At 69.1% G+C, this 13,124-nt stretch carries 12 protein-coding genes and 1 pseudogene; 4 read left to right on the plus strand and 9 right to left on the minus strand.

What is annotated here, in order from left to right; all coding sequences use genetic code 11:
* Positions 1–471: 471 nt before the first annotated feature.
* A pseudogene (locus ACFY1P_RS14315) lies at positions 472–3,162 on the plus strand (S8 family serine peptidase); the annotation flags it as partial.
* Positions 3,163–3,242: 80 nt separating this feature from the next.
* Here ACFY1P_RS14315 and pepN read toward each other — a convergent pair.
* The 7 genes from pepN to ACFY1P_RS14350 all read right to left on the minus strand — a co-directional run bounded on the left by pepN (position 3,243) and on the right by ACFY1P_RS14350 (position 9,964).
* On the minus strand, positions 3,243–5,813 hold the full coding sequence (gene pepN / locus ACFY1P_RS14320; RefSeq protein WP_390750752.1) for an aminopeptidase N: 2,571 nt from the start codon (positions 5,811–5,813) through the stop codon (positions 3,243–3,245).
* Positions 5,814–5,946: 133 nt separating this feature from the next.
* On the minus strand, positions 5,947–6,990 hold the full coding sequence (locus ACFY1P_RS14325) for an aspartate-semialdehyde dehydrogenase (protein ID WP_390750753.1): 1,044 nt from the start codon (positions 6,988–6,990) through the stop codon (positions 5,947–5,949).
* Positions 6,991–7,106: 116 nt separating this feature from the next.
* Positions 7,107–8,081, minus strand: a complete 975-nt coding sequence (locus tag ACFY1P_RS14330; protein ID WP_361527951.1) for an acyl-ACP desaturase — start codon at positions 8,079–8,081, stop codon at positions 7,107–7,109.
* Positions 8,082–8,312: 231 nt separating this feature from the next.
* On the minus strand, positions 8,313–8,561 hold the full coding sequence (locus ACFY1P_RS14335) for a hypothetical protein (protein WP_390750754.1): 249 nt from the start codon (positions 8,559–8,561) through the stop codon (positions 8,313–8,315).
* Positions 8,558–8,842: a hypothetical protein gene (locus ACFY1P_RS14340; protein ID WP_390750755.1), complete on the minus strand. Its 285-nt coding sequence runs from the start codon at positions 8,840–8,842 to the stop codon at positions 8,558–8,560. The genes ACFY1P_RS14335 and ACFY1P_RS14340 overlap by 4 nt, the downstream gene beginning before the upstream one ends.
* Positions 8,843–8,935: 93 nt before the next feature.
* Positions 8,936–9,130, minus strand: coding sequence for a DUF397 domain-containing protein (locus tag ACFY1P_RS14345; protein WP_390750756.1), 195 nt, complete (start codon positions 9,128–9,130; stop codon positions 8,936–8,938).
* 9 nt (positions 9,131–9,139) lie between these two features.
* On the minus strand, positions 9,140–9,964 hold the full coding sequence (locus ACFY1P_RS14350; protein ID WP_390750757.1) for a helix-turn-helix domain-containing protein: 825 nt from the start codon (positions 9,962–9,964) through the stop codon (positions 9,140–9,142).
* 22 nt (positions 9,965–9,986) lie between these two features.
* Here ACFY1P_RS14350 and ACFY1P_RS14355 point away from each other — a divergent pair, with 22 nt between their 5' ends.
* The gene (locus ACFY1P_RS14355) at positions 9,987–10,211 is read left to right on the plus strand and encodes a hypothetical protein (protein WP_390750758.1); all 225 of its coding nucleotides are present in this window, start codon (positions 9,987–9,989) and stop codon (positions 10,209–10,211) included.
* A gap of 56 nt (positions 10,212–10,267) precedes the next feature.
* Here the strand turns inward: ACFY1P_RS14355 and ACFY1P_RS14360 are convergent, their stop codons facing one another.
* A complete protein-coding gene (locus tag ACFY1P_RS14360) occupies positions 10,268–11,023 on the minus strand; it encodes a GntR family transcriptional regulator (RefSeq protein ID WP_390750759.1) in 756 nt (251 codons plus the stop codon).
* A gap of 221 nt (positions 11,024–11,244) precedes the next feature.
* Between ACFY1P_RS14360 and ACFY1P_RS14365 the strand changes: the two genes are divergently transcribed.
* Both ACFY1P_RS14365 and ACFY1P_RS14370 read left to right on the plus strand, forming a co-directional pair.
* Entirely contained in the window at positions 11,245–11,700 is a 456-nt protein-coding gene (locus ACFY1P_RS14365; RefSeq protein ID WP_390750760.1) for an NUDIX domain-containing protein, read from the plus strand.
* Positions 11,701–11,828: 128 nt separating this feature from the next.
* Positions 11,829–12,728 carry a hypothetical protein gene (locus ACFY1P_RS14370; RefSeq protein WP_390750761.1) on the plus strand — a complete coding sequence of 300 codons (900 nt, stop codon included), beginning with the start codon at positions 11,829–11,831 and terminating at the stop codon, positions 12,726–12,728.
* 90 nt (positions 12,729–12,818) lie between these two features.
* Here the strand turns inward: ACFY1P_RS14370 and ACFY1P_RS14375 are convergent, their stop codons facing one another.
* A complete protein-coding gene (locus ACFY1P_RS14375; RefSeq protein ID WP_361527963.1) occupies positions 12,819–13,088 on the minus strand; it encodes a hypothetical protein in 270 nt (89 codons plus the stop codon).
* Positions 13,089–13,124 lie beyond the last annotated feature (36 nt).

Raw genomic sequence — 13,124 nt, forward strand, 5'->3', positions numbered from 1 at the left:
GCTGGGCTTGACGGCGGTCCTGCGATGCGGTCCGTGCGGTCCTGGCTCCTGTCACTGAGGATGGTTGGCAGTGGGGGTGGCGTGGGCGTGAACGCGACCGCAACGGCCGCCGCCGATCACCTCACATCGATCATGGCGATTGCGAATCGACATACACCACTCGTCCCCGTGCGAGCTGACGCTCACTCAGCGTTCACCCGCGTGGGGAACACCCGGGCGGCATTGGGGCCCACGGTGTAGCCCGTTTGCGCTACAGCCGCCGGGGCGCGGGAAGCCCCCTGACCGCTTCACGGCCTTCGGCACGCTTCCTCCCGTGTGGTGGATGGCGGGTTTACGCCACTCTCACTTTCCCTCACCGGCAACTCTCCCCAAACCCCCGTCACTTCCATAAAAGTGATCGGATTCCCGGCTCCGATTTCCGGACGCCCGCTGTACAGCCCGCCCCTGCCGTCAACCCAGCTAGGGATGTTCATGACCCCCGCAGACCTCTCCGCGCCCCTCGACGGCGCGAGACGCACGCCGCGCCCCCTGACCCGAATAGCCACCGCGGCCGCCCTGGTGGCCGCGCTCACCGCGGCGGGCGCCGCCCCCGCGCTCGCCTCGGACCCCTCCCCCGCGCAGGGCCCCAACTCGGCTCCCTCCCAGCTCGGTTCGCACAACGCCGCCCTGCTCGCCGGCGCCAAGGCCGACGGCGACGCGACCGTCACGATGATGATCGCGACCGCTCCCGGCAAGACCGCCCAGGTCGCCGGGAAGCTCGACGCCATCAAGGGCGCCTCGGTCGGGCAGACCTACGACAAGCTCGGCTACGTCCGGGCCACCGTGCCGACCCCGAAGGCCGACGCCGCGATCGCCGAGGCGCAGAAGCTGGGCTCCGTGCACGGCATCGACCTCAAGCAGGAGATCAAGCTCCCCGACCCCTCGCCGCGGGCCGACTCCGTCCAGGGCGCCAAGGGCCGGAAGGCGGGCTCCTACCCCGGTCCGGGCAAGGACACCCCCGCGAAGAATCCCTACCAGCCGGCCTTCGAGACCGGCGCCGTCGACTTCGTCGAGGACCACCCCCAGGCCGACGGCCGCGGCGTGACCATCGGCATCCTCGACTCCGGCATCGACCTCGGCCATCCGGCGCTCCAGCGGACGACCACGGGCGAGCGCAAGATCGTCGACTGGGTCACGGCCACCGACCCGCTGACCGACAAGGACGACACCTGGCTGCCGATGACGTCCGAGGTCACCGGCCCGAGCTTCGCCTTCGGCGGCCGCACGTACACCGCGCCGGGCAACGGCGCCTACGAGGTCGCGCTCTTCCGCGAGAGCGCCACCACCGGTGGCGACATGAACGGCGATCTCAACCGGGACGGCGACACCACCGACTCCTGGGCGGTGCTCTACGACAAGGCCAGGGGCACCGTCCGCGTCGATCTGAACGACAACGGCGACTTCTCGGACGACGAAGAGATGAAGCCGTACAAGGACGGCTTCCAGGTCGGTTACTTCGGCAAGGACGACCCCGCCACCCCGATCGCCGAGCGCATCCCCTTCGTCGTGCAGGTCCGCAAGGACGTGCCGATGGACCCCAAGGGCGGCGACTGGGTCGGCAAGAAGGCCGACTTCGTCAACATCGGCGTCATCGAGTCCGAGCACGGCACGCACGTCGCGGGCATCACCGCCGCCAACGGGCTGTTCGGCGGGAGGATGAACGGCGCTGCGCCCGGCGCCAAGCTGGTCTCCTCGCGCGCCTGCACCTGGAGCGGCGGCTGCACCAACGTGGCGCTCACCGAGGGCATGATCGACCTCGTCGTCAACCGCGGCGTCGACATCGTCAACATGTCGATCGGCGGCCTCCCCGCGCTCAACGACGGCAACAACGCCCGCGCCGAGCTCTACACCCGCCTCATCGACACCTACGGCGTGCAGCTGGTGATCTCCGCGGGCAACAGCGGCCCCGGCGCCAACACCATCGGCGACCCCGGCCTGGCCGACAAGGTCATCAGCGTCGGCGCGTCCGTGTCGAAGCAGACCTGGGCCGCGAACTACGGCTCCGAGGTCAAGACGGCATACGCGATGATGCCGTTCTCCTCCCGCGGCCCGCGCGAGGACGGCGGCTTCACGCCCACGCTCACCGCGCCGGGCGCCTCCATCAACACCACGCCCACCTGGGAGCCCGGCGCCCCCGTCAAGGAGGCCGGCTACGCCCTCCCGCCCGGCTACGGCATGCTCCAGGGCACCTCGATGGCCTCCCCGCAGGCCACCGGCGCCTCCGCGCTGCTGATCTCGGCCGCCAAGCAGAAGCGGATGAAGCTCACCCCCGCCGACCTGCGCACCGCGCTGACCAGCACCGCCAAGCAGATCAAGGGCGTGCAGGCGTACGAGCAGGGCGCGGGCCTGATCAATATCGAGGACGCCTGGGACGCGCTGCGCGACCACGCGACCGCGCACACCTACACGGTGCGGGCGCCGGTCTCCACCGCGCTCTCCGGCAAGCTGAAGACCCCGGGCTCCGGCACCGGGATCTACGACCGCGAGGGCGGCCTGAAGCCGGGTGAGACCCGGACGTACGACGTGACCGTCACCCGCACCTCGGGCCCGGACAAGGCCGTGTGGCACGAGCTGAAGTGGCGGAACAACGACGGCACCTTCAGGCTCGCGAGCCCGGACGAGGTCAAGCTGCCGCTGAACAAGCCGGTGACCGTCAAAGTCAGGGCCAAGGCGCGGACCGCCGGGCTGCACAGCGCGATCCTCACCGTGGACGACGACCGCACCGAGGGCATCGACCAGCAGATCATGACCACCGTGATCGCCGCCGAGCCGCTCGCCGCCCCCTCCTACGCGCTCCAGAAGTCGGGCAAGGCCGTGCGCAACGCCACGACCTCCTACTTCGTGACCGTGCCGAAGGGCGCGAAGTCGCTGGACGTCGCCCTCGGCGGTCTCGCGGCGGGCAGCCAGACCCGCTTCATCGCGATCAACCCCTACGGCGTACCGGTCGACCCGACCTCCACGGTCAACTGCTACCCGAACTACCCCAACCCGGCGAACACCTGCCGCCCCGAGGGCCGGAGCTACACCGACCCGGTCCCCGGCGTCTGGGAGATCGAGGTGGAGTCCCGCCGGACGTCACCGCTCCTGGAGAACCCGTACGCCCTGACGCTCACCGCCCAGGGCGTCAAGGCGAGCTGACCCGCGTGAAAAACCGGCGAGCGCCGGGCGGGCCCTCCAGGCCAGCCCGGCGCTCGCTGTCATGCTCAGGCGGCGGCCGCGTCCGCGGCCTGTGCCTTCAGAGCGCGCTCCACGCCCGCGCGCGACTCGGTGACCAGGCGCCGCAGGGCCGCGTTGGGCTCGGCGGAGGCCAGCCACGCGTCGGTGGCGTCCAGCGTCTCCCGCGAGACCAGCAGGGCGGGGTAGAGGCCGACCACGATCTGCTGGGCGATCTCGTGGCTGCGGCTCTCCCAGATGCCCTTGACCACGGCGAAGTACCTTTCGCTGTAGGGGGCGAGCAGTTCGCGCTGGTCGGTCTGGACGAAGCCGCCGATGACCGCTTCCTGCACCGCGTTGGGCAGCTTGTCGGACTCGACGACCTGCGCCCATGTCTGTGCCTTGGCCTCGGCCGTCGGCCGGGCGGCACGGGCCGCGGCGGCGTGCCGCTCGCCCGCCGACGTCCTGTCGCGCTCCAGCTCGGCGGCGATCTCCGGCTCGTCGGCGCGGCCGGTGGCGGCGAGCCGCTCCAGCAGCGTCCAGCGCAGGTCGGTGTCGACGGCGAGGCCGTCGATCGTCTCCGTGCCGTCCAGCAGCGCCCGGAGCAGGTCGAGCTGCTCGGGCGTGCGGGCGGTGGCCGCGAAGGTGCGTGCCCACGACAGCTGGTGGTCGCTGCCCGGCTCGGCCGCGCGCAGCTGCTCCAGCGCCGCGTCGGTCCAGGTGGCCAGGCCCTTCTCGCGCCAGTCGGGGGCCGCGTAGAGGTCCAGGGCCAGCTTCGTCTGCCGCTGGAGCGACTGGACGACGCCGATGTCCGACTCCTTGGTGATGCCCGAGAGCACCAGCGAGAGGTAGTCGCGGGTGGCGAGCTCGCCGTCGCGCGTCATGTCCCAGGCGGAGGCCCAGCACAGCGCCCGGGGCAGGGACTCGGCGAAGTCGCCCAGGTGGGCGGTGACGACCCGCAGGGACTCCTCGTCCAGGCGCACCTTCGCGTACGACAGGTCGTCGTCGTTGAGGAGCACGACGGCGGGCCGCTTGGTGCCCACCAGCGCCTCGACCGGCGTCAGCTCGCCGTCGACGTCCAGCTCGATGCGCTCCGTGCGCACCAGCTTGCCGCCCTGGAGCTCGTACAGGCCGATCGCGATGCGGTGCGGGCGGAGCGTCGGCTCGCCCTTGGCGCCGGCGGGCAGCGCGGGGGCCTCCTGGCGGACGGCGAAGGAGGTGATCGTGCCGTCCTCGGCGACCTCGATCTCGGGGCGCAGGATGTTGATGCCGGCCGTCTCCAGCCACGCCTTCGACCAGGTCTTCAGGTCACGGCCGGAGGTCTCCTCCAGCGCGCCCAGCAGGTCGGACAGGCGGGTGTTGCCATAGGCGTGCGCCTTGAAGTACGCCTGCACGCCCTTGAAGAACTCGTCCTGGCCCACGTAGGCCACGAGCTGCTTGAGGACGGACGCGCCCTTGGCGTAGGTGATGCCGTCGAAGTTGACGAGCACGTCGTCCAGGTCGCGGATCTCGGCCATGATCGGGTGGGTCGAGGGCAGCTGGTCCTGCCGGTAGGCCCACGTCTTCATGGAGTTGGCGAACGTCGTCCACGCCTGCGGCCACTTCGAGCCCGGCGCGTCCGCCTGGCAGGCGATCGAGGTGTAGGTGGCGAACGACTCGTTCAGCCACAGGTCGTTCCACCACTCCATGGTGACCAGGTCGCCGAACCACATGTGGGCCAGCTCGTGGAGGATCGTCTCGGCCCGCGCCTCGTACGCCGCGTCCGTCACCTTGGAGCGGAAGACGTACTGGTCGCGGATGGTGACCGCGCCCGCGTTCTCCATCGCGCCCGCGTTGAACTCCGGCACGAAGAGCTGGTCGTACTTGGCGAAGGGGTAGTCGTAGGCGAACTTCTCCTCGAACCACTCGAAGCCCTGGCGCGTCACCTCGAAGACGGCGTCCGCGTCCAGGAACTCCGCCAGCGACGGCCGGCAGTAGATGCCCAGCGGGATGCCGCGGCCGTCCTTCTCGTAGGAGCTGTGCACGCTGTGGTACGGGCCGGCGATCAGCGCGGTGATGTACGTGGAGATCCGCGGGGTCGGCTCGAAGCGCCAGACGTTGTCGGCGGGGCGCTCGGGCGTCGGCGAGTTGGAGATCACGGTCCAGCCCTCGGGGGCCTTCACGGTGAATTGGAACGTCGCCTTCAGGTCGGGCTGTTCGAAGGAGGCGAAGACGCGGCGCGCGTCCGGCACCTCGAACTGCGTGTAGAGATAAGCCTGCTCGTCGACCGGGTCGACGAACCGGTGCAGGCCCTCACCGGTGTTGGTGTAGGCGCAGTCCGCGACGACCTTCAGCTCGTTGCGCCCGGCGAGCAGGCCGGGCAGCGCGATGCGGCTGTCGGCGAACACCGCGGCCACGTCCAGCGCGGTCCCGTTCAGCACGACCTCGCGCACGGCCGGCGCCACCAGGTCGATGAACGACTCCGCGCCCGCCTCGGCCGCCTCGAACCGCACCAGGGTCTCGGAGCGGTACGTGCCGCCCTCCTGCGCACCGGAGAGGTCGAGATCGATCTCGTACGAGTCGACGGTGAGCAGCTGCGCGCGCCGCTGCGCCTCTTCGCGGGTCAGATTCGTTCCAGGCACCTGGGCATCTCCTTCTACATTGCGACGTCCGAGCCATCCTTCCATGCCGCCTCCGGGGCGGACGGGGACCGGGGTGCGGACAGCGCGAAGGGCCGGACGCGGTGCGCCCGGCCCTTCGCTGCTCGCGTGCGGATCAGCCGCGGAGCTCCGCGGCGACCAGCTCCGCGATCTGGACGGCGTTGAGCGCCGCGCCCTTGCGGAGGTTGTCGTTGGAGAGGAAGAGCGCGAGGCCGTTCTCCGCGGTCTCGTCGGCGCGGATCCGGCCCACGTACGAGGCGTCCTTGCCGGCCGCCTGGAGCGGCGTGGGGATCTCGGACAGCTCGACGCCGGGGGCGCCCCCCAGCAGCTCGTGGGCGCGCTCGACGCTCAGCGGGCGCGCGAAGCGGGCGTTGACCTGGAGGGAGTGGCCGGAGAAGACCGGGACGCGCACGCAGGTGCCGGAGACCTTGAGCTCCGGGATGCCGAGGATCTTGCGGGACTCGTTGCGGAGCTTCTGCTCCTCGTCCGTCTCGAAGCGGCCGTCGTCGACGATGCTGCCGGCCAGGGGCAGCACGTTGAAGGCGATGGGGCGCTTGTAGACCGCGGGCTCGGGGAACTCGACGGCCTCGCCGTCGTGCGTGAGCTCCGGCGCCCGGTCGGAGACGGCGCGCACCTGGCCGTCCAGCTCCGCCACGCCGGCGAGGCCCGAGCCGGAGACGGCCTGGTAGGTGGTGGCGATCAGCGCGGTCAGGCCGGCCTCGTCGTGCAGCGGGCGCAGCACGGGCATGGCGGCCATGGTGGTGCAGTTGGGGTTGGCGATGATGCCCTTGGGGCGGTTCGCGATCGCGTCCGGGTTGACCTCGGAGACGACGAGCGGGACCTCGGGGTCCATGCGCCAGGCGGAGGAGTTGTCGATCACGACGGGGCCCTGGGCCGCGACCTTCTCCGCGAGCGCGCGCGAGGTGGCGCCGCCGGCGGAGAAGAGCACGATGTCGAGGCCGGAGTAGTCCGCGGTGGCGGCGTCCTCGACGGTGATCTCCGTGCCCTGCCACGGGAGCGTGGAACCGGCGGACCGCGCGGAGGCGAACAGGCGCAGCTCGGTGATCTCACCGATGGGGCCGGTCGTGACCCGCTCGGCGAGGATCTTGCGCATGACTCCGCCGACCTGGCCGGTGGCTCCGACGATTCCGATCCTCACGGGTACTCCCTACTCCTGTACGCCTGTATGTGCGGCTCCATCATGTGGTGCTGGGTGCCTCAAAAGTCCAATCCGTTGTCCGGGGAACGGACAGGTGACCGAGCGCCTCCGGGGGCTCAGGCCTTTTCCGCGCGGGCCTTGCGGCGGGCGAGCAGGGCCTCGCGGCGCTCGTCGAACTTCGTGGCCTCGGCGTTCAGGCCGCCCATGTAGAGGCCGAGCTCCTCCTGGGCGCGCAGGCCGTCCGGGCCCAGGCCGGTGATCTCCAGCACCTTCAGGAAGCGCAGCACCGGCTGGAGCACGTCGTCGTGGTGGATGCGGAGGTTGTAGATCCCGCCGATGGCCATCTGCGCGGCGGCCCGCTCGAAGCCGGGGATGCCGTGGCCGGGCATCCGGAAGCCGACGACGACGTCGCGCACCGCGCTCATGGTCTGGTCGGGGGCCAGCTCGAAGGCCTTCCCCAGCAGGTTCCGGTAGAAGACCATGTGCAGGTTCTCGTCCGTGGCGATGCGGGCGAGCATGCGGTCGCAGACGGGGTCGCCGGAGTGGTGGCCGGTGTTGCGGTGCGAGATGCGGGTGGCCAGCTCCTGGAAGGCGACGTACGCGACCGAGTGCAGCATGCTGTGCCGGTTGTCGGACTCGAAGCCCTCCGACATGTGCTCCATCCGGAACCGTTCCAGCGCGACCGGGTCGACGGCCCGCGAGGTCAGCAGGTAGTCGCGCATGACGATGCCGTGCCGGCCCTCCTCCGCGGTCCAGCGGTGCACCCAGGTGCCCCAGGCGCCGTCGCGGCCGAAGAGCGAGGCGATCTCGTGGTGGTAGCTGGGGAGGTTGTCCTCGGTCAGCAGGTTGACGATCAGGGCGGTGCGCCCGATGTCGGTGACCTTGGACTGCTCGGGCGCCCACGCCTCGCCGCCCATCACCCCGTCGAAGTTCCGCCCGTCGCTCCACGGCACGTACTCGTGCGGCATCCATTCCTTGGCGACCTTCAGATGCCTGTTGAGCTCGGTTTCCACGACCTCTTCGAGCGCGTACAGCAGTCGGCTGTCGCTCCACACGGCCCGGGCGTGGTGGCGGAGGGGGGCGATGGTCACAGACAGCTCCAGGCGGGGGGGGAATGATCTTACTTACGGATCCGTAGGTTACGACACCGTAGGTTAAGGCCGTGGTAAACGGCAAGGGGTACCGGAATTTGATCTCTCACTTCTTGGGTGAGGGGGCGCTTGCGCTGTGTGGTGGGGGATGGTGTGACGGTCCGCGCGATCGCCGGAGCCTCCCCTGCGGGCGGTTCCCCGGATCCGGGGAACCTCTTCCTCGCGTGGGCTCTACGGCAGGGGCACCAGCTTGACCACGGTCACGGTCACGACAGAGGTGCTGATCAGGTAGGTGATGAAGGCGACGTTGCCGATTGTCGCGTCGCGACGGTCACGGTCGCCGCGGACCGCACTGGAGCCACAGCCGTACGGGTTCTGCGCCAGGGCGGTCATGCCGTTCTCGACGAGTTTGCGCCGCTCAGCGGCCAGGCTCCGACGTTGGACTCCGGCGTCGTCGGTATAGGCGATGCGGTAGGTCAACCGGCACTCCTGTACTCATCGTCCTCATCGTCGAAACGTACTCCGGAGAGGTCGCCGGCCTTCAGACGCGCGATCAGCGCCTCCTCTTCCGGGTCGTGCGCCTGCGGGGTCCGCAGGGCCCAGCGGGCCAGCACACCGGAAATCTCGTCCGCACCGGCCTGCTCCGCCTCGCGCTCGAACTCCTCGCGCTGCTCGGCGGGCAGCGCTTCACGGATGGTGCGGATCGTGCCGGGCAGCTCGACAGTTCGCCCGCCGATCGTGGTCGTGAACGTCTTGGCCATGCCTCGACTATGCCGTGCGCTTGCTGCGCGGCGCGGGTGAATGGGGCACACAGTGGCCCGAAAGTGAGTTCGCCGACCAGGGCTCCGCGAGCCCTAGCGGTCGAAGCAGCCGGCTTTCACTCCGGCGATCAGTGCGGCGAAGCCGACTCGGTCCGCTCTCGCGGTCACGCCCGGAGCGTCGCTCTCGCGTATCAGGACCCCTGTGGGGTGCGCCGCTATCTCGACGCAGTCTTGATTGTTGTCCGCCCCGGAGTACGAGGACTTCTGCCAGGGTGTTGCGCCGGTCATGGCATTGACTCACATTCCCTCGGCGATACGTTCAATAAATTTGCTCGACGCATCGACGCCAAGCGCAATCCCCTCCACTGCATCCAACAGCGTTCGGTACCTGGCGAGCTGAGCCTCCGCGTCCAGGAAGCCGCCGTCGAAGGCGCTGTCGATCTGCACCGTGTCCAGCTGCGGGATCGGCCCGCCGACGTAGAGCACCGAGTGGGCCGAGCCGGTGATCTGCGCGTCGAATGGAATGACCCGGATCGACACGGTCGGCCAGCGGGACATCTCGTGCAGGAACTCCAGCTGCGCACGCATGACATCCGGTTCGCAATACCGCATGCGCAACGCGGCTTCATGGATGAAGGCATCGAACTTCGGCGGCGCCGGGCGATCGAAAACGTCGCGCCGCCTCATGCGGTGCTCAACCCGGGCATCCAGCTCGGCGACCGGCAGCGTGGCAATGCTGCTGCGCATCAACTCACGTGCGTATTCCGCCGTCTGGCACAGGCCCGGGACGTGAAGCATGCGGACCGAGCGCAGAAAGGTTGCGTGGTGCTCAAGCTCCGACAGGTCCAGGAAGCCCGGCGAAAGCCTCCCGCGATACTCCTCCCACCACCCCCTTCCGCGTTCCTCTGCCATGCCGACCAGGACGTCGATGAGATGCTTGTCCGTCGCCGAGTACAGGGCGGCCAGCCGCCGTACCCGCTCAGCGCTGACGCCGTAACGGCCTGACTCCAAGTGGCTGATCTGGGCGCGTTCACCACCCAGCAACGCGGCCACCTGACTGCCGGACAAGCCGGCCTTCTCGCGAAGCTTGCGCAGCTCTGCACCAAGTCGCGCCTGGCGCACCGTCGGACAACTCCTCGGCGGCATGGCCCCCCTCAACGGCAGCGTCGTGGCGGCCGTGCGCGACAACGATCCCGGGCGGCTGCCGCGGCCGCGCAGCGCCCGCGCCGACGCGGAGAACGGCCGGGGACTCACACTCGTACACCGCCTCGCGCACGCTTCAGGGGTCACGCTGCTGTGGGACGAGCTCCGGCCCATCGGCAAGGAAGTGTGGTTCGTCCTGCGGGAGGACGCCCCGGCGGGAGAGTGAGCAACACCAGGACGAGAGCCCGGCCTCCCCGAAACCGGAGCGGCCGGGCACGGGCGTCAGTCGCGGGGGCGCCGGTAGGTGTAGCAGGTGAAGCGATCGCCGTGGGTGAGGTACTCGCCGTACTCGATGACCTTCCCCTCGGCATCGAAGAGGGAGTTGTAGCCGACCAGCAGCGCGGCCGGAAGCTCGGTGATGCCGAGCAGATCCGCCTCTTCCTCGGTCGCCAGCCGGGCACCGACGAGATCCTGACCGTCCCGCCAAGACCAGCCGGCGTGCTCCTCGATGGCCTTCGGAGTACCGCCGAGGACCCGCTCGGGCTGCAGCAACTGGGGTGCGAGGTCACCGAGTTCAGCAATGAACCACGAGGTGGAGGCCGATACCGGGTCGCCGTTCTCGCTGTACGTCACCCGTCGGCGGCGGATCACGTCCACGCCCTCTTCGACCCCGAGGGCGAGCGCGACGCGCTCCGGAGCAGGTTCGAGACCGGCGGACAAGATCTTGGCGTAATGACCAGGCGGATAGATGCGCCCCGTGGCCTCCGCGGCCCGAAGGCGGTCGGACGGAGAGTGGTGCAGGGTCGCGCGGGAGGTGACCACGGTCCCGGACCCCTGCCTGGCGGTCACCAGCTTCTCGTGGCGCAGTTCGCCGAGCACCTTCGCCGCTGTGGCCCGCGAGATGCCCCAGTCTGCGGCGAGCTGACGCTCGGAGGGGACGGTGTCGCCTTCGGCCAGTCGGCCACTGACGATCTGTTCGCGCAGATGCGTGAGCACTTGCATGTACGGCGGTAGGGAACGTGCGATCTCGGGAGACATTCTGACTCTCCTTCAGGCAGTGCACTAGGCCACTTGGCAGCGTAACCCAAACTCCAATGACGGTAGGTGACCTAGGCCACCATCCACCCTTGACAGTGGACTGTGGCCTAGGCCACATTGAGCGTACAGCCTCACGGTGTGCATTTGGATGATTACGCAAGATGCGACATCGTGATCCGTCTGACATGCAGCCCATGAACTCCCCCGAAAGCAGGCACCAGATGAAGCAGATCATCGCCCGGCTGTGGCGGATCATCCGAGGCCCGATGCAGTGGCGCATCCTGTGGTTCGCGCATGCCAAGTTCATGGTCGGGGTGACCGGCGTCGTGCGCGACAGCCAAGGCAACGTCCTGCTGCTGCGCCACCGCATGTGGCCCCCGGAGCGACCCTGGGGGCTGCCCACGGGCTACGCGGTCAAGGGTGAGGAATTTTCGACCACCATTGCCCGCGAAGTGAAGGAGGAAACCGGGCTCGACGTCGAGGCCGGTCAGCTCGTGCACCTCAAGAGCGGCTACAAGCTTCGGCTCGAAGTGGCCTACGAAGCTCAGCTGGTCGGAGGAACCCTCAAGATCGACTCATTCGAAATCTTGGAGGCATCATGGTTCTCCCCGGACTCCCTCCCCGAGGGACTCCAGGAGTCGCACCGGGCTCTGATCCAAGCCAGGACAACGGCCTGATCGGACATCTCCTCGCCCCCAACGAACACCTGATTGGTGCTGACCCCGCGCCACTCCTCACAGCGCTCAACGCTCTGCGCACCACCAACGACCTGGCCGACCAGCATCCCGATCACACGTTCCTTCCCTTGCCGCAGGCCCTGAGTCAGTGGCAGAAGGCGGGAGTGGACATCAGCCCGTTCCGCGACGGTCACGCCATGACGTGCCACCGATATGCCGCACTGGGCCTGCGGCAACTCCTGCCGCTGGAACGAGTCATGGTCGCTGTCAGTTCACGGCGGCACGGGGCCTTCGGCGGCTTCCACCACCCGGACCAGGGCTACCGTCATCTTCAGATGCGAGCCGTGGTCACCATGTACGGCCGGATGAGTGAAGGCATTCCGCAGGTCCCAGCCCTCGCCGTGCTGGATCTGCTCCGCGCCTACGCGCACGACTGCCTGCACTACGGGTCCTACCGCAGCTACCTCCTGCACGAGGAGAAGGTCGTCCGTTCCCAGTACGGCCTCAACTTCCGTCGCCGCGACGGGCGCAGCTACTCCGTCCCGGATCGGGTTCTGTCTCCCACCACCCGGAACCTCGGCGTCGTCATGGAAGGCGCATGCGACCGGGAAGCCCGGTCGATCACCCGTCGGACAGCCGCCGAACACGGCATCGTAGTGGCCGACGGTACCGACGGCTTCGCCTTTCGCGACGTCACCGGCCAGTTGGCTCCCGCCGACACTGCCACCCTGGCGGGCCACTGTGCTGGACGGACCAGTGAGCCCGCGGCGTATCTCGCCCGCATGGGCACGTACGAAACCAACGTGAACGACCGGTACGCGGGGTTCCTCGCCGAGATCGGTCAGACTGAAGCCGAGGATCTCCACACCGTGGTTCTCTCCACGGTGATCAGCGGGAACATGAGCACTCTGTGTACGTGGCTCGACCGGCGATACGGGCCGGGCGCGTTCGCCGCCCTGTTCATGTCTCCGGGCTACCTCTCTCTCGGCGATCCCCCGGACCGCACCGGCCTGACGCTGGCCGGCTAAGTCACCGGGCAGACGTCCGCACGCAAAGAAAACCGCCCGGTACCCCGCCCTGAAAAGGGCAATGGCGCCGGGCGGCGGAAGAAGGAAGGGTCAGCGCGTGCGCGCGTGGTGGGTGTCGCGGGTGTGCGGGTTGTCGCCGTGGCGCGAGGCGACCATGACGATGCCGGCGATCACCAGGAAGAGGACGATCGGCGCGGCGACGTAGAGGCCGAGCGTGTCGAGGACGCTCAGGCCCGGGCCCGGGTCGTCACCGTCGTCGCGGGTGAGCGCGAACGCGGGGGACGACATCAGCAGCATCAGCATTGTGCCGGTGGCGATGGCACCGGCACGCACGGCGTTCTTGTTGACCTTATTGCTCACGCGCTCAACGTATAGGACACCCGCTCGGACCGCGCG

Source organism: Streptomyces sp. NPDC001407, assembly GCF_042895325.1.
Taxonomy (GTDB): domain Bacteria; phylum Actinomycetota; class Actinomycetes; order Streptomycetales; family Streptomycetaceae; genus Streptomyces.